Annotated in this window: 17 protein-coding genes; 10 read left to right on the top strand and 7 right to left on the bottom strand. The window is 73.7% G+C overall.

All coding sequences use genetic code 11. From position 1 onward, the window contains the following. Nucleotide 1: 1 nt before the first annotated feature. From ACFQ53_RS04675 to ACFQ53_RS04660, 4 genes are read right to left on the bottom strand one after another with little or no spacing between them, the layout of a single operon-like run. Complete coding sequence (locus ACFQ53_RS04675) at nucleotides 2-1,009, bottom strand: AAA family ATPase (protein ID WP_377856001.1); 1,008 nt, start codon at nucleotides 1,007-1,009, stop codon at nucleotides 2-4. Next, nucleotides 1,006-2,202 (bottom strand): DUF4350 domain-containing protein, encoded by a 1,197-nt coding sequence (locus ACFQ53_RS04670; protein ID WP_377855999.1) that lies wholly within the window; start codon nucleotides 2,200-2,202, stop codon nucleotides 1,006-1,008. Before ACFQ53_RS04670 ends, ACFQ53_RS04675 begins: the two co-directional genes overlap by 4 nt. Then, nucleotides 2,199-2,813 (bottom strand): DUF4129 domain-containing protein, encoded by a 615-nt coding sequence (locus ACFQ53_RS04665; RefSeq protein WP_377855997.1) that lies wholly within the window; start codon nucleotides 2,811-2,813, stop codon nucleotides 2,199-2,201. Before ACFQ53_RS04665 ends, ACFQ53_RS04670 begins: the two co-directional genes overlap by 4 nt. Before the next feature lie 6 nt (nucleotides 2,814-2,819). Next, entirely contained in the window at nucleotides 2,820-3,953 is a 1,134-nt protein-coding gene (locus ACFQ53_RS04660; RefSeq protein WP_377855995.1) for a glycerophosphodiester phosphodiesterase, read from the bottom strand. A 150-nt stretch (nucleotides 3,954-4,103) separates the two neighbouring features. Here ACFQ53_RS04660 and mtrA point away from each other — a divergent pair, with 150 nt between their 5' ends. From mtrA to secA, 7 genes are all read left to right on the top strand, one after another. Next, a complete protein-coding gene (mtrA, locus tag ACFQ53_RS04655; RefSeq protein ID WP_152354376.1) occupies nucleotides 4,104-4,790 on the top strand; it encodes an MtrAB system response regulator MtrA in 687 nt (228 codons plus the stop codon). Between the two features lie 35 nt (nucleotides 4,791-4,825). Then, nucleotides 4,826-6,571, top strand: coding sequence for an MtrAB system histidine kinase MtrB (gene mtrB / locus ACFQ53_RS04650; RefSeq protein ID WP_377855992.1), 1,746 nt, complete (start codon nucleotides 4,826-4,828; stop codon nucleotides 6,569-6,571). Beyond that, nucleotides 6,564-8,267, top strand: coding sequence for an LpqB family beta-propeller domain-containing protein (locus ACFQ53_RS04645; RefSeq protein ID WP_377855990.1), 1,704 nt, complete (start codon nucleotides 6,564-6,566; stop codon nucleotides 8,265-8,267). Before mtrB ends, ACFQ53_RS04645 begins: the two co-directional genes overlap by 8 nt. Nucleotides 8,268-8,372: 105 nt before the next feature. Continuing rightward, nucleotides 8,373-9,173, top strand: coding sequence for a ComF family protein (locus ACFQ53_RS04640; RefSeq protein ID WP_377855988.1), 801 nt, complete (start codon nucleotides 8,373-8,375; stop codon nucleotides 9,171-9,173). Nucleotides 9,174-9,313: 140 nt separating this feature from the next. Next, on the top strand, nucleotides 9,314-10,015 hold the full coding sequence (gene hpf / locus ACFQ53_RS04635; protein ID WP_377855986.1) for a ribosome hibernation-promoting factor, HPF/YfiA family: 702 nt from the start codon (nucleotides 9,314-9,316) through the stop codon (nucleotides 10,013-10,015). 143 nt (nucleotides 10,016-10,158) lie between these two features. Continuing rightward, the gene (locus ACFQ53_RS04630) at nucleotides 10,159-11,457 is read left to right on the top strand and encodes a winged helix-turn-helix domain-containing protein (protein WP_377855984.1); all 1,299 of its coding nucleotides are present in this window, start codon (nucleotides 10,159-10,161) and stop codon (nucleotides 11,455-11,457) included. Nucleotides 11,458-11,659: 202 nt separating this feature from the next. Then, nucleotides 11,660-14,620, top strand: a complete 2,961-nt coding sequence (secA, locus tag ACFQ53_RS04625; protein ID WP_377855982.1) for a preprotein translocase subunit SecA — start codon at nucleotides 11,660-11,662, stop codon at nucleotides 14,618-14,620. Nucleotides 14,621-14,636: 16 nt separating this feature from the next. Here secA and ACFQ53_RS04620 read toward each other — a convergent pair whose 3' ends face one another. Both ACFQ53_RS04620 and ACFQ53_RS04615 read right to left on the bottom strand, forming a co-directional pair. After that, on the bottom strand, nucleotides 14,637-15,038 hold the full coding sequence (locus ACFQ53_RS04620) for an Rv3235 family protein (RefSeq protein ID WP_249479256.1): 402 nt from the start codon (nucleotides 15,036-15,038) through the stop codon (nucleotides 14,637-14,639). Continuing rightward, entirely contained in the window at nucleotides 15,035-16,000 is a 966-nt protein-coding gene (locus tag ACFQ53_RS04615) for a LysM peptidoglycan-binding domain-containing protein (protein ID WP_377855978.1), read from the bottom strand. Before ACFQ53_RS04615 ends, ACFQ53_RS04620 begins: the two co-directional genes overlap by 4 nt. Nucleotides 16,001-16,162: 162 nt before the next feature. Between ACFQ53_RS04615 and ACFQ53_RS04610 the strand changes: the two genes are divergently transcribed. Further along, complete coding sequence (locus tag ACFQ53_RS04610; protein WP_377855976.1) at nucleotides 16,163-16,717, top strand: hypothetical protein; 555 nt, start codon at nucleotides 16,163-16,165, stop codon at nucleotides 16,715-16,717. Between the two features lie 5 nt (nucleotides 16,718-16,722). Here ACFQ53_RS04610 and ACFQ53_RS04605 read toward each other — a convergent pair whose 3' ends face one another. Beyond that, nucleotides 16,723-16,974, bottom strand: coding sequence for an AlpA family transcriptional regulator (locus ACFQ53_RS04605; RefSeq protein WP_152354369.1), 252 nt, complete (start codon nucleotides 16,972-16,974; stop codon nucleotides 16,723-16,725). A 226-nt stretch (nucleotides 16,975-17,200) separates the two neighbouring features. Between ACFQ53_RS04605 and ACFQ53_RS04600 the strand changes: the two genes are divergently transcribed. Both ACFQ53_RS04600 and ACFQ53_RS04595 read left to right on the top strand, forming a co-directional pair. Next, on the top strand, nucleotides 17,201-17,839 hold the full coding sequence (locus tag ACFQ53_RS04600) for a flagellar biosynthesis protein FlgA (RefSeq protein ID WP_377855973.1): 639 nt from the start codon (nucleotides 17,201-17,203) through the stop codon (nucleotides 17,837-17,839). Next, nucleotides 17,836-19,149 carry a CpaE family protein gene (locus tag ACFQ53_RS04595; protein ID WP_377855970.1) on the top strand — a complete coding sequence of 438 codons (1,314 nt, stop codon included), beginning with the start codon at nucleotides 17,836-17,838 and terminating at the stop codon, nucleotides 19,147-19,149. The genes ACFQ53_RS04600 and ACFQ53_RS04595 overlap by 4 nt, the downstream gene beginning before the upstream one ends. The last annotated feature ends 3 nt before the right edge of the window (nucleotides 19,150-19,152 follow it).

Genomic DNA, 19,152 nt, shown 5'->3' with positions numbered 1-19,152 from the left:
CTCAGCGGGGGACCGGCACGCCGGCCAGCGTCGCGGCGAGCACCGCCTGCACCTGCGAGCCCTCGAGCTCGGCCTCGGTGGTCAGGCGCACCCGGTGGGAGAGGGTCGCAGGGGCCATGGTCTTCACGTCGTCGGGCGTCACGAAGTCGCGGCCCGTGAGGTACGCCCAGGCGCTCGCCGTGCGCAGCAGCGCGATCGCCCCGCGCGGGGAGACGCCGAGGGACAGGCTCGGGGAGCGCCGGGTCGCGCGGCACACGTCCACCACGTACTCGAGCACGCTCTGCTCGGCGCGCACCTGGCGCACCTCCTCCTGGGCGGCGCGCAGGGAGGCGGGATCGGCGACCGTGCGCAGCCCCGCCGCGGCGAGGTCGCGGGTGTCGAAGCCCTCCGCGTGGCGGCGCAGCACGTCCACCTCCTGCTCGCGCTCGGGCAGCGGCAGCACGGCCTTGAGGAGGAAGCGGTCCAGCTGCGCCTCCGGCAGGGCGTAGGTGCCGTCGAACTCGATGGGGTTCTGCGTGGCGACCACCATGAACGGATCCGGGAGGGCGCGCGGTCTGCCGTCGATCGTCACCTGCCGCTCCTCCATCGCCTCGAGCAGCGCCGACTGGGTCTTCGGGGGCGTGCGGTTGATCTCGTCGGCCAGCAGCAGGTTCGTGAACACGGGGCCCTCGCGGAAGACGAGGTCCGAGGTCGAGTTGTCGTAGACCAGGGAGCCGGTGACGTCGCCGGGCATCATGTCCGGCGTGAACTGGACACGGCGCATGTCCACGTCGAGCGCCTCGGCGAGCGAGCGCACCAGCAGGGTCTTGGCGACGCCCGGCACGCCTTCGAGCAGCACGTGGCCCCGGCACAGCAGCGCGACCACCAGGCTGGTGACGGCCGCGTCCTGGCCCACCACCGCCTTGTGGATCTCGTCGCTCAGGGCGCGCAGGCGCTCGCGCGGGCTCTCGGGCCCGGACTCCGCCGGGACGGCTGCGGGCGGCGTCGGCTGATCGGGGACTGCGCTCATCGGTCGATCTCCTTCTCGAGGGCGTCGAGGTCTTCGCTCAGGCGCAGCAGCTCCTGGTCGCTGCGCACGGGGGTGGGTCCCAGCAGCGTCCGCAGCTGCTCGGGCATGAGGGAGGTGTGGGGCGCGAGCGCCGCGATCAGCGCGTCCAGGCGGCCCTCGCGGCGCACGCCGAGACGGGAGGCCAGACGCACGGCGGTCCTCGCCCGCAGCGCGCGTGCCGCGGCGTCGCGGGCATCGGCGCGATGCAGCAGGTGCGCCCGGCCCACGGTCAGCTCGCGGGCGCGCACGCTCACGGGCAGCGGCTCCACGACGACCGGGCCCAGCCGGCGCGAGACGGCGAGGAGGACGGCGAGGACGACCGCGCACGCCCACAGAGCCAGGGGCAGCGCGAAGTCCGGCAGCCGGTCGAGGAGGGAGGGGCGCTCCTCGACGAGCGGATCCGTCGGCGAGGGGACGTACCAGGTGAGGGCGGAGCCCTCGTCGTCCTCTCCGAGGGCGTTCAGGGCGACCGCCGCGTTGTCGAGATCGCCCGCTCCCGCGTTGGTGAGCAGCGTCGCCGAGCCCAGCACCGTGACGCCCTGGCCGGTGACCACGGCCGCGCCGTCGCCCCGGCGGAAGCAGGTGTCGAAGCCGTCCCCGGCACGGTAGAGGGTCGCGGCCTTCGCGACGTCCTCGGCGGGGCCCACGCGGATCTCGCGGGCGTGCAGGGACGCCGCCGCGCAGGAGTCGTCGGCGCTCAGGCTCGTGGTCTCCTTCAGCGACCCGGCGGGCCGGATGCCCGGGGCCAGGCGCGCGAGAACGAAGAAGCTCGGGCGCACCAGGACCAGGTGGCCGTGGCCGCTCTCCCGGGCGTCGGCCAGACGGTCGAGCTGGGCGCCGTCGAGCGCCGAGGGATCGGTGACCAGGACGGTGCGGCCCTCGGCGAGGGCCTGCGCGGCGTCGGTCGTGTACCGGCGGACCTCGAGGTCCGTGCCCTCGCGCTCGAGGACGCGGGCCACGGCCTTCGAGCCCTGCGGCGTGGGGGCGGCGGGCTCGAGCGGGCCGTCGCGGAAGGTGCCGCGGAGGGCGACGACGACCACCGCGGCGAGCACCACGAGGACGAGCGCGACCGTGAGCACGCGCGTGGAGGTGCGCGGCCCGGGGCGCGCGGTCTCGGCGCGGACGGAGGCCGTGGGGGGCGACGGGGCCGTCATGCGGGCTCCGACTCCCGCAGCTGCGGGGTCGCCTCGGCGAGGTACTCGGCCAGGCGCACCACGTCCTCGGCGCTCTTGGCGTCGACGTGGTGATGGGAGTAGGCGGCGGTGTCGAAGACCTGGGCGGCGCGCAGCAGGCGCGTGCGCACGTCGGGGAAGGCGCGGGAGGCCTCCTCGGCCGCCTCGTGCGCGGTCATGCCCTCGGCGAGATCGAGCAGGGTGCGCTCCTGGAGATCTCGCACGAGCGAGCGCATGCCCAGCACCGCCGCATCGCCGGGGCGGTGCTCGTCGGCCGCGGCGCGGGCCCGTCGTCGCAGCTCCTGCGCGCTCAGCACGGGATCCGCGTCCAGGCGAGAGGAGACGCTGAGCGCGGTGTCGCGCCGCATCCGCCCGCTGCGGCGGAGCACCGCGAGGGCCGAGAGCGCCGCGAGCAGGACGACCACCGCGAGCAGCACGATGAGCACCCAGGACGCGCCGCCCGCGCCGCCGGTCAGTGACTCCAGCCAGTCCTCGAGCATCCCCAGGAGCCAGGGGAGGAAGCCCTGGTCGCGGTGGTACTCGCCGCGCGCGAGCTCCTCAAGGACCTTCCGTCGCGCCTCATCGGGATCCACGCTCGCTCACCTGCCGTCCGCGTCCTGCTGCGCGCGACGCAGCGCGATGTCCCAGGACTCGTGGCGCATCCGCAGATCGGCGTAGAGCGCGGTGAGGCCGGAGGCCCAGAACGGCACGACGACCACGGAGGCCGCGTACGAGCCGAGCATCGTCACGACCATCAGCAGGATCATGCCCGGCACGAGGCCCGTCATCTGGGTGGCCAGCAGGATGATCACGTAGACGATCGTGCCGACGGTCCCGAAGACCCCGGCGATCACCTGCTGCACGAGGGTGTAGGAGACCGTCAGCAGCACGGCGATCCCGAGCGCGCGCCACAGACGCCGACCCCGGGTGAGCGCGAAGGAGCGGCGCACGGCGCCCAGCACGCTCGTGTCCTCGAGGACGAGTGCGGGGGTCGAGAAGGCGGTGCGCGCCCACACCCACAGCGAGGCCAGCAGTCCCAGGACGAGGAACAGCGGCAGCGGCAGGATCGTCCACCAATGCGCCTCGCGGACGACGAGCAGCGGCAGGCCCCCGATCAGGGAGATCACCACGAAGGCCGCGAATCCCATGAGGGAGACGAGGATCGCCGTGAGTGCGGCCCGTGGCCCGTGCGTGCGCAGGGCGGAGCGCAGGGAGGCGTCGTCGGTGCGGGAGCCGACGGCCTCCGCGAGGGTGACCCGGGTGAGGACCACGAGCACGAGCTGCATGGCCACCAGCGTGATCACGCCCGAGACCATGGAGGATCCGATGGTCGCGAGCATGTCGCCGAGCGAGGAGCCGAGCGGCTCCGTCGCGCTCGAGGACGACGCCGTGGGGTCCTGGGAGATGCCCTGGAGCTGCACGGCCGTCGGCGCGATGCCGATGCCGGCGGCCACCGAGTTGAGCACGAAGGCGATGCCCAGCACGATCGCGCTGACGCCGAACACGAGCTTCGGGCGGCGGCGGTAGATGCCGACCGCCGCCGAGAAGATCTCGCCGACCCCCAGTGGGCGCAGGGGGAACAGGCCCGGGCTGCGGACGAGCTCGCGCTGCACGGGGCCGGGATGGCCCGCCGCGTCCGACGACCCGGGTGCGGGCGACGCGGGGGAGGACGACGCCGGTGCGCCTGCTCCGGGAGCGCTCCAGGGTCCGCTCGGTCCGGTCACGTCGCTCACCTCTCGTCGTCCTCGATGGTCCGTGGCGTCCGCTGCGCCGCGCCTGCTCCACCGTACGGTGCCGGGCGCCCGTGCCGGGTACGACGATGGTCGAGACCTGCGACGACGTCGGTCCACGGCGGAGGACGGGACGAATGGCACAATGAGCCCATGACGACGTCCTCACGCATCCTGGTGGTCGATGACGATCATGCGATCGCGGAGATGGTGGGCATCGTGCTGCGGGGCAAGGGCTTCGACGTGGTCACCACGGCCGACGGCGCCTCCGCGCTGGACGCCTTCGACCGCCTCCACCCCGACCTCGTCCTCCTGGACCTGATGCTCCCGGGCATGGACGGCATCGAGGTGTGCCGTCGCCTGCGCCGCCACTCCGGCGTCCCCATCCTCATGCTCACCGCCCGCTCGGACACGGCCGACGTGGTGGAGGGCCTCGAGGCGGGGGCGGACGACTACCTCACCAAGCCCTTCGAGCCCGATGAGCTCGTCGCCCGCATCAAGGCGAGGGTGCGGCGCAGCGAGGCGCCCAGCACCGAGCAGCTGAGCGTCGGCGACCTGTCCATCGACGTCGACGGGCACGAGGTCCGCCGAGACGGGGAGAAGATCCCGCTGACCCCGCTGGAGTTCGAGCTCCTCGTGCAGCTGGCCCGTCGGCCCTGGCAGGTCTTCACGCGCGAGACCCTGCTCAAGGAGGTCTGGGGGTACCGCCACAGCGCCGACACCCGCCTGGTCAACGTGCACGTCCAGCGCCTGCGCTCGAAGATCGAGATCGATCCCGAGCATCCGCGCATCGTCGTCACCGTGCGCGGCGTGGGCTACCGCGCGGGCGGCGCGTCCTGAGCGTCCTGGACGCCCGGAGCGCGCGCATCACCGCCATGGACGCTGCGGACCGGACCGGGTCGGGCGGGCGCGGCGGGGAGCGCGGGCCGACGGGGCGGCAGCGGCTGCGCCTCCTGCTGGGCCGCTACGCGCACCCGCGCCTGTGGTTCGATCCGCGGCGCTGGACCCTCGCGGTGCGCGTGGTGGCGCTGACGATCCTGCTCGCGGCGATCTCCGTGATGAGCGTCGGCACCTACCTCTCCTCCGTGATCTCCGACGGGCTCTACGAGCAGCGCCGCGTGCAGGTGCTCGAGGAGTCCACGACGATCCGCCAGGATCTGCTGGACGCCCTGAACGGCACCGCGGGCGCCACCTCGACCCAGTCGCAGGACGCCGCCGCGAGCTTCATCCAGGGTCTGCGCAGCACCGACAGCGGTGCCCGGCGCGATGCGGCCCTGGTGCCCGTGGACACCACGAGCGCGACCTCCACGATCGCCTCGGACAGGGCGATGCTCGACCTCGTGGACTCCGACATGCGCACCTCGGTCGCCGAGAGCTCGGACGCGCTGGTGTGGCGCAGCGTCGGGCGCACCGACGACTCGGGTGCGACCGAGCCGCAGCTGCTCGTGGGCACCCGCGTGGTGGTGCCCGGCAGCGGCACCTACGACCTGTTCCTGCTGTACTCCCTGGGCCAGGAGCAGCAGACGCTGCAGTTCGTGCAGCGGGCCCTGATGGGCGGCGGGGCCGTCATGCTCGCCCTGGTCATGGGCATCGCGATCGTCGTCGCGCGTCTGGTGACCGCGCCCCTGCAGCGCGCCGCGAGCGCCGCGGAGAAGATCGCCGCGGGCGACCTGGGCAGCCGCGTCGAGGCCACCGGCTCCGACGAGATCGCGAAGGTGGGGCGCTCCTTCAACGCGATGGCCAGCAACCTCGAGCAGAAGATCGAGGACCTCACCGAGCTCTCCCGCGTCCAGCAGCGCTTCGTCTCCGACGTCTCCCACGAGCTGCGGACCCCGCTGACGACGATCCGCATGGCGACCTCCGTGCTCGACGAGCACCGCGAGGACTTCACTCCCGAGGTCGCCCGCACCACAGAGCTGCTCTCCGCGCAGGTGCTGCGCTTCGACACCCTGCTCGCGGACCTCCTGGAGATCTCCCGCTTCGACGCCGGAGCCGCCGTGCTCGACGCCCGCCGCCACGACCTCGGGGATCTCGTCATGCGCGCCGCCGAGGACGCGCGTCCCCTCGCGGGCTCGCGCGGCTCCCTGCTCGACGTCCAGCTGACGTCCCTCTCGACCGAGGCGGTCGTGGACTCCCGGCGCATCGACCGCGTGCTGCGCAACCTGCTCACCAATGCCATCGAGCACGGGGCCGGGCGGCCCGTCGTCGTGCGCACGGGGGCCGACGACCAGGCGGTCGCCGTCATCGTCCAGGACTTCGGCGTCGGCCTCACCCCGGAGGACGCCGAGCAGGTCTTCGCCCGCTTCTGGCGCGCCGACCCCTCGCGCGCCCGCACCCTGGGCGGGACCGGTCTGGGCCTCGCGATCTCCCTCGAGGACGCCCATCTCCACGGAGGCTGGCTGCAGGCCTGGGGCCGCAGGGGCCAGGGCGCCGTGTTCCGCCTGACCCTCCCGCGCAGGCCCGGCACGCAGATCGCGCGCTCCCCGCTCGCCCTCGAGCGCTCGTTCACCGGGCTGGACCGCGGCCAGGCGAGCGTCGGCACGGTCACCGGGGAGATCCCCGTGCGGGCCGATGCGCTGCCGGCCCTCGGAGAGGACGCGGAGGCGGACGACGATGCATGAGATCGGACGCCGCGGAGTGCTGCGCGGCGCGGGACTGCTGGGGACGGCGCTCGCGCTCGGCGCGTGCGCGCGCATCCCCACCTCGGGCGACGTGCACCGCGAGAGCCTGAGCGGGGCCGCGGCCTCCGACGTCCCCTACGTGCAGCCGCAGCCGCCGGCCGACGGCGCGAGCCCCGAGCAGATCGTCTCGGGCTTCGTGCTCGCGGGCGTCGGGCCCGAGGACGACTTCGGCGTCGCCCGCCAGTACCTCACCTCCTCCGCGCGCGCGAGCTGGGATCCCGCGGCGGGGGTCACCCTGTACTCGGCGGGCACCGAGCTCGCGATCACCGTCGAGAACCGTTCGAGCGTGCACCTGAGCGTGCAGGCCGTGGGGCACGTCGACCGCGCCGGGGTGCGCACCCTCTACGGCGGCGCGAGCGCGCGCGAGGTCGGGCTCGGCGTCGTGCAGGAGGACGGGCAGTGGCGGATCAGCGATCCGCCCGCCGGCATCTTTCTCTCCGACTCGGCGTTCTCCCTGCTGTTCCGCGCCGTCCGCCTCTACTTCCTCGACCCCCGGCAGATCCATCTGGTGCCCGATCCGCGCTGGTTCTTCGCGCGCGACGTCACCGCCTCGGCCCTCAGCGCCCTCGAGTCCGGGCCCACCGCGCCCTTCACCAAGGCCGTGCGCACCGCGATCCCCGAGAGCGCGCACCTGGGCTCGGCGCCCGTGAGCGCGGGCGGCGACGGCGTGCTCCAGCTCGAGCTGCCCGGGACCATCACCTCGCTCGGCGCGGACGCGCGCGATCTCGCGACCGCCCAGATCCAGGCGACCCTGCGCTCCGTGCCGGCGCTCTCGGACGTGAAGCTGCTGCGCGAGGGGAAGAACCTCGAGCCTCCCGCCGGCGGGCCCTCGCGGGCGCTCCCCGGCCACCGGCCGATCGCCGCCGGCGCCCTGGGCGTCGTCTCCCTCGCGGACGTCGGCGCCGGGGCGAAGGCGGAGCAGATGATCCCCGCCCTGGCGAAGGAGACCGTGCACGCCCCGGCGATGTCCCAGGCCTCCCCTCTCGCGGCCGCCCTGCGCAAGGATCGCTCAGCGGTCGTCCTGTGCTCGAGCGACGGCAGCGTCCCTCGCCGCGAGGTGGCCGTCGGACCCGACCTGCTGCCCCCGCGGATCGATGATGCGGGCTTCGTGTGGGCGCCGACGCGCGCGGCCTCGGGCGCGCTCCTCGCCCTGTCCAGCCGCAGCACGCAGGACGATGCGAAGGTCGACGCGACCTGGCTGGACGGGCGCCGGCTGCTCTCCTTCGACCTCGCGGCCGACGCTACCCGCGCGCTCGTGCTCTCGAGCGACGACGGCACCCCGCGCCTGGACCTGAGCGCTGTGGTGCGGGACGAGCACGGCGTGCCGCGCGCCCTCACCGAGCCCGTGCAGCTGCCCACCTCCCTCACGTCCCTGCGCATGGCCACCTGGTACGACGAGTCCACCGTGCTGCTCCTGGGCGAGGACGCGGAGAGCGCGGCGCCGCGGGCCCAGATCATGGGTCTGCAGGAGGACGGCGATCGCCTGCCCGCGCCGCCGACCACGGTCGACTGGGTCGCGGGGACCGGCGTCACCGTCGCCGTCTGGGCGACCACGAGCGACGGCCGGCTGCTGCGCGTCGAGGGATCCTCCTGGGGCGATGTCGACATGGAGGCCCGCGACCCGTCCTTCTACTGACGCCCGTCCGCTCCGGGGCCCTCCGCGGGTCCTCCCCAGGGGACTGTCGTCCACAGTCGGCGCTCCCGTCCCGCGGGACGGGAGCCGACGTGCTGTGCTGAGCCGATGAGGGATCCCACGCGCACCGCGGCGCCCGGCCGCAGGGCTGCGGAGCTGCTCGTCGCGATCGTGCGCGAGACCTGCGGCCTGCTCGTGCCGCTCGAGTGCCCCTGCGGCAGCGAGGGGCGACTGCTGTGCGAGGACTGCGCCGGGCTGCTCGCCTCCGAGGCCCTCCGGGTGGAGGCGGTCTGCGATGCGCTGCAGCTGGTGCAGGACGTGCGGGTCCGCGCGGGGGAGGACGGCGCCCTCGCGGGCGTGGACCATCGTCCGCTGCTGCCGGTGATGGCGCTCGGCGAGTACGCGGGACCGCTGCAGGACCTGGTGCTGGCGTGGAAGAACGGCGGCAGGGCCCACCTGGTCCCCGTCCTCGCGCGGGGCCTCGCCCCGGCGGCCCGGGCGCTCGCGGCGGCGGGGGAGGAGCCCGACCCCGAGCGCGGCCCCGTGCTCGTGCCCGTGCCCAGCAGGCTCGGCTCCCGCGTGCGGCGCGGGGAGGACCACACCGCCCAGCTGGCCGCGGCGATCTCGCGCCGCACGGGCCTGCCCTGGGAGGTCCTGCGCGGCACGCTCGGCGAGGGGCAGGAGGGGCGCACGGCGCGTCAGCGGCGCCGTCGCCACCTCGCCGTGCGCAGCGGGACGCTGCCGCACACGCGGCGCGAGGGCGCACCGGTGATCCTCGTGGACGACGTGGTGACCACGGGCGCGACCCTGCGGGCGAGCACCGAGGCGATCGGGCGCCTGGGCATCGAGGTCGTGGGGGCGGTCGTGGTCGCCTCGGCGCGACTGCCCGCCACTCGGACGTTCCCCTGACGTCACCCAGGATTCCGTGCCATGCTGTACGTCACACTCGCAGCCGACGAGTGGATCCCTCGCACGAGGAGGTGGCAGTCGGACCAGCCAATGCGGCCGGGCTGATCATCGGCCGCGTTCGTTCGAATGAGGAGGACCTCATGGAGATCAACGTCGTCGGACGCCACATGGACGTCCCTGAGCGCTTCCACCGTCATCTGTCGGAGAAGCTCGAGAAGGTCACCCAGCTCGCACCCGCGGTCATGCGGGTGGACGTGGAGCTCTCCGAGGAGAGCAACCCCCGCCAGGCCGATCAGGCAGCCCGCGTGGAGATCACCGTGCATGACGACGGCGCCGTGATCCGCTCGGAAGCCCGGGCCGATGACCTCTACGGCGCGCTCGACATCGCCTACGGCAAGCTGTTCGAGCGCCTGCGGCGCGCCCGCGACCGCCGCAAGGACCACCGCCGCGGACGCTCCCGCGGCCGCGGGGCCGAGAGCGTGCGGACCATGGGGCACACCGGGGAGATCCCGCTGCTCCCCGAAGACTCGGTGGCTGCGGCGTCGGCCGACGAGGCTCCCGCGGCTGCGGACGAGGACGAGACGAGCGACGCCGCCGACGAGAGCCCCGTCGTGATCCGCGAGAAGAAGCACAAGGCCGCCCCCATGAGCATCGACGATGCCCTGAACCGCATGGAGCTCGTGGGCCACGACTTCTACCTCTTCATCGACGATGCGACCGGCAACCCCAAGGTGGTCTACCGCCGCAAGGGATGGAGCTACGGCGTCATCGAGCTCGAGCGCGTGGAGGAGATCGCCCTCGACATCGACCCCGAGGACGAGCTCGCCGCCCGCAGCGCCTGAGAGCGCGGCGCCCTGCGCACCCCCGCAGTGCGCCATCGACCATCGACCATCGACCCCCGCATGCTCCGCCCGTCGCGCTCCCCGCGGCGGGCGGAGCCGCGTGCGGGGCCGCTCCGTCCCACCCTGCTCCTAGGATCGGATGCATGGCCGAGCGACTGAGCTGGAGATCCGCCCGCCGCATCGCGCTGCGCGCGCAGGGCATCGGCGGGCGCCGCGCCGACGACCTCCCCGCGCGCGCCGCGAGCCGGCGCAGCCTCGAGAGGACCCTCGAGCGCACCCACCTGCTGCAGATCGACTCCGTGAGCGTGTTCGCCCGGGCCCATCACATGCCCGTGTTCACGCGCCGCGGCTGCTGGGACGTGGACGTCCTGGACCGCGCGAGCCGGCCCGGCCGCGGGCGCCTGGTCCAGGAGGCCCTCGCGCACGAGGCCGCCTTCACGACCGCCGAGGTCCACTCCCTGCTGGGCTTCCGGCGCGAGCGCGCCGCGCGCAGGGACTGGGGCGCCGTGCGCCGCGCCGCCGGCTCGGACGCCGGGGCGATGCGCCGCGTGCTCGACGTCATCGCCGAGCACGGGCCGATCAGCGCCGCCGCCGTCGCCCGCCGCGTGGGCGACGAGGAGAAGCCCGCCGAGGGCTGGGGATGGCGCCGCTCGGACACGCAGTGGCTCGTCGAGTACCTCTTCCGCGCCGGCCACGTGGACTGCGTCGGCCGCAGCCCCCAGTTCGAGCGGCTCTATGCGGTCGAGGCCGGTGCGCCGCTGCCGGATCACGCCGCCGACCCCGCCGCCCTCCCGGAGGGCGGGGACGACGCGGGGAGCGGACCGGATCCGTCCGCCGCACAGGGGGAGCTCGCCCGCCGCGCCGCGAAGGCGCTCGGGATCGCCACCCCGGCGGACATCGCCGACTACTTCCGGCTGCGCGCCGCCGAGGTCGCCCCGCACATCCGGGACATGCTCGCCAGCGGGATGCTGCGCGAGGTCACCGTGCGCCGCGGCTCCCGGGAGCTTCCCCTCCTGCTGCACCACGAGGCGCCGCGACCCGCCCCGGTCGCTGCGGCCGCCCTCGTGAGCCCCTTCGATCCCGTCGCCTTCCATCGCCCCCGTCTGCGCGACCTCTTCGACGTCGAGTACCGGATCGGCATCTACACGCCGCGAGCCCAGCGCACCCACGGCTACTACGCCCTGCCCTTCCTGCTGGGCGATCGGATCGTCGCGCGGGTCGACCTGCGCAGCGACCGCCGGCGCGGCGTCCTCGAGGTCTGCGAGGCGCACCTCGAACCGCTGCCCGCCATGCGTGCGCGGGAGAGGGTGCCGGGCGTCGAGGAGATCGCTCCCGCGCTCGCCGACGAGCTCGGTCGCGCCGCGCGCTGGCAGGGACTGACGAGCATCGAGGTGCTCTGCGTCGGCGACCTCGCCCCCGCGCTCGCGGAGATGCTGTCGTAGGCGTCCCCGGATCGCCGCCCCGCCGTGTGCCCTGTGGCACGGCGCTCGCAGGAGAGGGCACGTAGGATGGGGCGGCGCCGCGCCCTCCGGGGCCGTCGACGCCCGCGCACTGCCGACCCGCCACGGCGGGCCGGAACACCATCCGCCCTCCCGGGCGGACGAGACGAACCGGACCGGTCACGGTCCACCCCGAGGAGCACGAGTGGTCAACCTCTTCGACACGATCCTGCGCGCCGGCGAAGGCCGTGAGCTGCGCAGGCTCACCACCATCTCCCGTCGCGTCGACGACGCGGCCGCGATCTACGAGGACTACAGCGACGAGGAGCTGCGTGAGGAGTCCGTGCGCTTCCGCGAGCGCCTCGAGGACGGCGAGACCCTCGACGACATCCAGGTCGAGGCCTTCGCCGCCGTGCGCGAGGCCGCGAGCCGCACCCTGGGCCAGCGGCCCTACGAGGTGCAGGTGATGGGCGGCGCGGCGCTGCACCGCGGTCGCATCGCCGAGATGAAGACCGGTGAGGGCAAGACCCTGGTCGCCACGCTCCCCGCCTACCTCAACGCCCTCGCGGGCAAGGGCGTGCACGTGATCACGGTCAACGACTACCTCGCCTCCTACCAGAGCGAGATCATGGGGCGCGTGTTCCGCGCGCTGGGGCTGAGCACGGGCTGCATCATCTCCGGGCAGAAGCCCGAGGAGCGCCGCGAGCAGTACGCCGCGGACGTCACCTACGGCACGAACAACGAGTTCGGCTTCGACTACCTGCGCGACAACATGGCCCTGAGCGCCGACGAGCGCGTCCAGCGCGGCCACTTCTTCGCGATCGTCGACGAGGTCGACTCGATCCTCATCGACGAGGCCAGGACGCCGCTGATCATCTCGGGCCCCGCCTCGGGCGATGCCAACAAGTGGTACGCCGAGTTCGCGAAGGTCGTCCAGCTGCTGCGTCGCGACCGCGACTACGAGGTCGACGAGAAGAAGCGCACCGTGGGCGTGCTCGAGACCGGCATCGACAAGGTCGAGGACCACCTGGGGATCGACAACCTCTACGAGTCGCTGAACACCCCCCTGATCGGCTTCCTGAACAACGCCATCAAGGCCAAGGAGCTGTTCAAGAAGGACAAGGACTACGTGGTCCTCAACGGCGAGGTGCTCATCGTCGACGAGCACACCGGCCGCATCCTCGCTGGGCGCCGCTACAACGAGGGCATGCACCAGGCCATCGAGGCCAAGGAGGGCGTGGCGATCAAGGCCGAGAACCAGACGCTCGCCACGATCACCCTGCAGAACTACTTCAAGCTCTACGAGAAGCTGTCGGGCATGACCGGCACGGCCGAGACCGAGGCCGCCGAGTTCATGAACACCTACAAGCTCGGTGTGGTGCCGATCCCCACCCACAAGGACATGATCCGCCAGGACCAGGTCGACAAGGTCTTCCGCACGGAGAAGGCGAAGTTCGACGCCGTCGTCGAGGACATCGTCTCCCGCCACCACCAGGGCCAGCCCGTGCTCGTGGGCACCACGAGCGTCGAGAAGTCCGAGTACCTCGCGAAGCTGCTGAACGCCCAGGGCGTCGAGCACGAGGTCCTCAACGCGAAGAACCACGCGCAGGAGGCCGCGATCGTCGCCATGGCCGGCGCGAAGGGCGCCGTCACGGTCGCCACCAACATGGCCGGCCGCGGCACCGACATCATGCTCGGCGGCAACGTGGAGTTCATGGCCCACCGCGCGCTCAAGGAGCGCGGCCTGGACCCGGAGGAGGACTCCGAGGCCTACGAGGCGGCGTGGGACGACGCGATCGCGGAGGCCGAGTCCCAGGTCTCCGCTCAGCACGACGAGGTCGTCGAGGCCGGCGGACTCTACGTGCTGGGCACCGAGCGCCACGAGTCGCGGCGCATCGACAACCAGCTGCGCGGCCGCTCCGGCCGACAGGGCGATCCGGGCGAGTCCCGCTTCTACCTCTCGCTGCAGGACGACCTCATGCGGCTGTTCAACGCGGGCGCGGCCGAGACGCTGCTGGCCCGCGGCGGAGTCGACGAGTCGGTCCCGCTGACCGGCCGCATGGTCTCGTCCGCGATCCAGCGCGCCCAGCAGTCCATCGAGTCGCGCAACGCGGAGATCCGCAAGAACGTCCTGAAGTACGACGACGTCCTCACCAAGCAGCGCAAGAAGATCTACGAGGAGCGCACCCGCATCCTCGAGGGCGAGGACCTCGAGGAGCACGTCGGTCGCTACATCGACGAGGTCATCGGCGGTGCGGTCGACGCGGCCACGCGCGGCGTAACTCCCGAGGACGTCGACCTCGATGAGCTCTGGGGCACCCTGCGTCCCACCTATCCGGTCTCGATCTCCGCGGAGGAGCTCGTCGAGGAGCACGGCGGCAAGGAGAACCTCGACGCCGCGACCCTGCGCGAGGAGATCCTCTCCGACGCGCACCTGGCCTACCAGAACCGTCGGGCCGAGCTCGGCGAGGACGCGATGGACCAGCTGCAGCGCCGCGTGCTGATGTCGGTCATGGACCGCCGCTGGCGCGAGCACCTCTACGAGATGGACTACCTCAAGGAGGGCATCGGCCTGCGCGCCATGGCCCAGCGCGACCCGCTCATCGAGTACGAGCGCGAGGGCCACCTGATGTTCAGCGACATGATCGCGGGCATCAAGGAGGACGCCGTCGGCTACATCTTCAACCTCGAGGTGCAGGTCCAGCCCGCGCCGGTCGTGCCGCAGTCCGTCTCCGACCTGGTGACCAAGGCCGCCGGTGCGGTCGGCGCTCTCGCCGGGACCCCTGCGGGGGACGCCTCCGAGGCCGCCGCCGGCGGCTCGCCCGAGGACGCCTCGGACGAGGAGGGGACGGCCGACGAGGACCTGGCGGACGATGGAGCCGGGTCCGACGCGGCGGATGCGACCCCTGCCGTGACGCTGCGCGCGAAGGGCCTGGACGAGGGGCCGAGCGCACGCGAGCTGCGCTACTCCTCGGCCGAGGGCTCCGGCGCCCAGGACGTCTCCTCGCTCTCGCGGGCCGAGCGCCGACGTCGCGAGCGCCAGCAGCGCAAGCAGGACTCCAAGGGCGCGCAGGGCTCGTCGAACGCGCGCGGCTCCGACTCGCCGACGGCGTCCGGCGGGAACACGAGCGGTCCCTCGCGCGGACGGCGCGCCAAGCGCTCCTGACCCCTCCGGGGGAGGGTCAGCCGACCTCCAGGACAGTGACCCTCCACCCGGTGTGGCGCAGTTCCCAGCGCATGGCGAGGAACCGCGCGCGGTCGGCGTCGCGCACCACGGTGCTCGCCTCGACGACGCCGGACGTGACCACGCACGTGCGGGTCCCGGAGATCGCCAGGCGCACGCGCGGAGTGCGCCCGGTGAGGCCGCGGATCCTGCGGGTGAGCGCCGCGCGCCGCGCCAGGTACGCCGAGACCTCCGGGGTCACCAGCCGGGACAGTGTGCTCACCGGCCGGCTGTCGCGCACGATCTCGACGGCGCAGCGGGCCACGCTCTCCACCAGCCGGAGGCCGTCCTCGGGGTCGCGCGGATCCACGCCCGCGACGAGCTGCTGATCTGTGGGCACGAGGCCGTCCGTCGCGGTCATGAGTTCTCCTGGGAGGTGGGGAGGGCATCGGGGACGGTGAGCACCTGTCCGGGCTCGATGTGGTCGGGGTCGGGGCCGATGACGTCGGCGTTCGCGGCGAAGAGCTCGGGCCAGGCCGCTGAGACCGCCCCCGGGTCGTCGGTGCCGACGCCCATGAGGTCATCGCTGATCGACCAGAGAGAATCGCCGTCCTTCACGACCACCGTGAGGGTGTCCGGCCGCTCGCTGCCATCCGCGCTGCCGTCATCGGCGCTGCTGTCTTCGGCATCCGCCTCGGAGGCCTCGGATCCGGCGTGGGGGTCGGGGTCGTCCGCGGGAGCCTCCTGATCGCCCCATCCGAGGCCGGGGAGGTCCTGGTCGCCGTCGTCGGGCCGGCCCGTGGGTTCCTCGGGCGGCGGCGCGTCGGGCTCGACGGGCAGGTGCGCGGAGGGTGAGGCATCCGTGTGCTCGGGCGGGTGGTCCTGCGATCCGGGCAGGCGCATCAGCGGAGCCGCGGCGGGCGCCGAGGCGGGGGAGGCCGTCTGCCCCGCCGCGCTCGTGACGGCCGGCGTGCCCTGGGCCTGCGCGGGCCCCGCGAGGAGTCCGGCGGCCGCCGTGGTCACGGCGAGAGTCGCCAGTGCGCGGGAGGCGAGGCGCGGCGCGAGCACGCGCAGCGCTCGGAGCAGCGCCCTCGAGCCCGCGGCGTCGGCCCCGCGCAGCATCACCACGGCGGCGAGGGCGTGGACGAGAGCGAGATATGCGCACAGCAGGACGCCGAGCGCCGCGACCGCGAGCAGCACGAGAGCCGTGAGGGCGTCGGTGCCGTAGCTCGAGCGCGCCTCGACCTCGAGCGCCGCCGTCACCCGCAGCAGGATCGCGCCGGCCGCGAGCGAGGCCGTGGCGATCAGCGGCGCGGCCAGCGCGGCGCGCCGGCCGGTCGCCCTGGTCCTCGTGCCCGTGCTCGGTCTGTCCGTCGTGCTCATCTCGTCCCCTCGCGGTGCGCACCGGCACGTCGCCGATGCCGTGACTCCGGCATCAGTAATGCCGTTTGATGCAGTTTGCTGTCGAATGAAGCGATGTGCGGGAATCTATCGCGATGTGATGTGAAGCGCAAACGCGCTCGTGGCAGCGCCTAGAGTGGGCGGATGAGCCTGGAGAGGATGTTCGAGGACCTCGAATCGCGCATGGACCACCTCGAGAGCGAGGAGCGGCGCGCGGTCACCGAGGAGCTCACGCGCGCCGAGCGCGCGCAGGTGCTCGTCCTCGATCGTCTGCGCGGTGCCGTGGGACACGACATCAGGGCGCATCTGCGCGACGGCGCGGTCGTCGGCGGAGAGGTCGTCGAGGTCGGGGCCGACTGGGTGCGGCTGCGATCCGGGGCCGACGCACGCTCCGCGTGGCTGGTGCTCGGCGCGATCGTGCTGCTCGAGGGCCTGCCGGAGCGCGTGCGCGAACCCGGCCGCACGCGACTGCGCCCGCCGGGGCTCGGCACGGCGCTGCGGACGCTCGCACGGGATCGCGCGCTCGTGCACGTGCGCACGGCGGCGGGGGAGATGCGGGGCAGGATCGCGGGCGTCGGTCAGGACGCCCTGGACCTCCGTCTGCTGCCCTCGGGCGAGCAGCGCCCGGCCTCCGGGACGCGAGCGGTGACGATCCTGCTCTCGGGGATCCTCTCGATCACCGCGCAGCGGCCGGATTGATCAGGTCAGCGGTCGCCGCGGTGCGGGGCCGACGAGGACTGCGGCGCCTCCGTGCGCTCCTGCTCGAGGAAGGTCTCCGTGGCGGCGTAGGAGCGCTCGATGTACGCCTCGAGCTCCGAGAGCTCGACGCGCCACTGCCCGCGACCGCCCACCTTGATCGCGCGCAGCTCGCCGGAGCGCACCAGGGCATAGGCCTGGGACGCGGAGATCGAGAGCTGCTCGGCGACGTCGGAGAGCGGGATGAAACGCGTGGTCATGGGTCTCCTCGGAAGGGGAAGGGCCTCATTGTCGCACCCGTGCTCCCTCGAATCCTGAGCATTGTGGACGAGCGGTCGTGGACGCCGGACAGTGCTCCGCGCGCCGCCGCGTCGTCCACAGGATCGATCGGTCGGCCGCGCGCGGACGAGCAGTGCCGTAGCCTCTCGCTCGAGGGTCGGATCCCCCGAGTCCGCCGGCCCCGCCCGCTCCCCGGAGGTAGCTCACGTGCCCCCTGCCCCTTCTCTCATGCGCCTGCGCCGACCCCGCTGGAAGGATCCGCGCCTGATCGTCGGCATCCTGCTGGTAGTCCTCAGCGTGCTGCTGGGCGCCCTGCTCGCCTCGCGCGCCTCGGCGACTACGACGGTGCTCGTCGCCCGCGACGAGGTGGTGGTCGGCGATGAGATCGGATCCGACGCCTTCACCACGGCCGAGGTCCGGCTGGGCGACCAGTCCGGGCGCTACGCCTCCTCGCCCGGGGACATCCCGGAGGGCTCCACGGCGCTGCAGTCCGTGCACTCCGGAGAGCTGCTGCCCGTCTCCGCGATCGGCCAGGGAGGCGGGGGCGACCTGCGCCCCGTCGTCATCTCCGTCGACAGCGCGGTCGCGGACTCCGTGAGCCCGGGCCGTCCCGTCGAGCTCTGGCGCACGGCGGCCGACGAGCAGGACAGCGACGCCCTCGCGGAGAAGCTCGTGGACGGCGCCACCGTGCGCCGCGTGTTCGAGGGCAGCACCCTGGGCATGCGGTCCATGAGCGTCGAGGTCCTCGTCCCGGCCGACGACCTCCCCGAGGTGCTCGAGGCCCTGGGATCGGGGGACAGGATGGACATCATCGGCGTGCCTGGTGACGAGGGGGTCGGGTCATGATCGACATCGTGCTCTGCGCCTCCGGGCGCGACGAGGTGCGGATCGTCCACGACGTGGCCCGGGGGTCCTCCGGAAGGGCGCGGATCGTGCGGCGCTGCGCCGATCTCGCAGAGACCGCGGCCGTGGTGGCCGCCGGCATCGGCGACGTCGTGGTCATCGACCTCGCGGTGCGGGGCCTGGACCGTGAGGCCGCCGCCGAGATGCTGCGGGGCGGAGCGGGCGTCGTCGGGCTGCGCAGCGAGGAGGGCGCGGCGGCGCGCACCACGCTCGGCCTGCGGATCGTCGTGGACGCGTCGGCCGACGTCGAGGAGCTGCTCGAGGCCTGCGAAAGGGCCCTGCGGCCCGAGTCGGAGCAGGAGTCCGGCGGCGATGCGTGGGTGCAGGACACCGCCGACGGTCTCGAGGATCTCCCGCCGCAGCGGGCGCCGCTGATCGTGACGTGGGGCCCGGGAGGCGCGCCGGGCCGCTCGACCGTCGCCGTGAACCTCGCGGCCGAGCTCGCCGACGCCGGCGAGCAGACCGTGCTCGTGGACGCCGACACCCACGGACCCTCCCTCAGCCAGATGCTCGGCGTCCTCGACGAGTCCCCGGGGCTCGTGGCCGCCTGTCGCGCCGCCGCCCGCGGGACGCTCGACGACGAGACCCTCGATGCGCTCGTCCCCGCGGTGCGCGGGCGCCTCCACCTGCTCAGCGGCATTGGCGTTCCCGCCCGCTGGGCGGAAGTCCACCGCAGCTCCCTCGAGGACGTCTGGGAGGCCCTCGCGGACCGCGGCGGCGCCGTGGTCGTGGACGTCGGCGCCCCTCTCGAGGAGGACGAGGACCTCAGCTACGACACCGCGGCCCCGCAGCGCTGCGCGGCGTCCCTGAGCGCCGTGCGCCGGGCCGACGTGCTGCTCGCCGTGGTCTCCTCCGACCCGGTCTCGATCACGCGACTGGTCCGGGAGCGCGAGCGGCTCGACGAGATCGGCGTCGGGCCGCTGCACGTGGTCATCAACCGTGCGGGGCCGCCCGCTCGAGGGGAGAGGGTCGAGGAGCTGCTGCGCTCGCGCATGGACGTCGCCTCCGTGACGATCCTCCCGGAGGAGGCCACCACCTGCCGCCGCGCCGCCTGGGACGGTGCGGTGCTCGCGGAGGCGGCGCCGCGAAGCCCTCTGCGCAGGGCACTGCGGGACCTCGCCGCCCGGGTGCGCGCGGAGCATGTCGGCGTGGAGGATGCGGGGAGCACGGCCGGTGCGGACGACCCGGGCGCGGAGGGCGCCGGCGCGGGCGGGGCGGACCCTGAGCGCGCGGGCGTCGGCGTGGCAGGATGAGCG

Origin of the sequence: Brachybacterium sp. NPDC056505, from assembly GCF_042794925.1 — a bacterium.
Lineage (GTDB): Bacteria > Actinomycetota > Actinomycetes > Actinomycetales > Dermabacteraceae > Brachybacterium > Brachybacterium kimchii.
This window is presented reverse-complemented; position numbering and strand designations above follow the sequence as displayed.

Bases quoted from the DNA above. Each gene is read 5' to 3' on its own strand.
- ACFQ53_RS04675 (WP_377856001.1), bottom strand. From the start codon at position 1,009: ATGAGCGCAGTCCCCGATCAGCCGACGCCGCCCGCAGCCGTCCCGGCG.
- ACFQ53_RS04670 (WP_377855999.1), bottom strand. From the start codon at position 2,202: ATGACGGCCCCGTCGCCCCCCACGGCCTCCGTCCGCGCCGAGACCGCG.
- mtrA (WP_152354376.1), top strand. From the start codon at position 4,104: ATGACGACGTCCTCACGCATCCTGGTGGTCGATGACGATCATGCGATC.
- mtrB (WP_377855992.1), top strand. From the start codon at position 4,826: ATGGACGCTGCGGACCGGACCGGGTCGGGCGGGCGCGGCGGGGAGCGC.
- ACFQ53_RS04645 (WP_377855990.1), top strand. From the start codon at position 6,564: ATGCATGAGATCGGACGCCGCGGAGTGCTGCGCGGCGCGGGACTGCTG.
- ACFQ53_RS04640 (WP_377855988.1), top strand. From the start codon at position 8,373: ATGAGGGATCCCACGCGCACCGCGGCGCCCGGCCGCAGGGCTGCGGAG.
- hpf (WP_377855986.1), top strand. From the start codon at position 9,314: ATGGAGATCAACGTCGTCGGACGCCACATGGACGTCCCTGAGCGCTTC.
- ACFQ53_RS04630 (WP_377855984.1), top strand. From the start codon at position 10,159: ATGGCCGAGCGACTGAGCTGGAGATCCGCCCGCCGCATCGCGCTGCGC.
- ACFQ53_RS04620 (WP_249479256.1), bottom strand. From the start codon at position 15,038: ATGACCGCGACGGACGGCCTCGTGCCCACAGATCAGCAGCTCGTCGCG.
- ACFQ53_RS04615 (WP_377855978.1), bottom strand. From the start codon at position 16,000: ATGAGCACGACGGACAGACCGAGCACGGGCACGAGGACCAGGGCGACC.
- ACFQ53_RS04610 (WP_377855976.1), top strand. From the start codon at position 16,163: ATGAGCCTGGAGAGGATGTTCGAGGACCTCGAATCGCGCATGGACCAC.
- ACFQ53_RS04605 (WP_152354369.1), bottom strand. From the start codon at position 16,974: ATGACCACGCGTTTCATCCCGCTCTCCGACGTCGCCGAGCAGCTCTCG.
- ACFQ53_RS04595 (WP_377855970.1), top strand. From the start codon at position 17,836: ATGATCGACATCGTGCTCTGCGCCTCCGGGCGCGACGAGGTGCGGATC.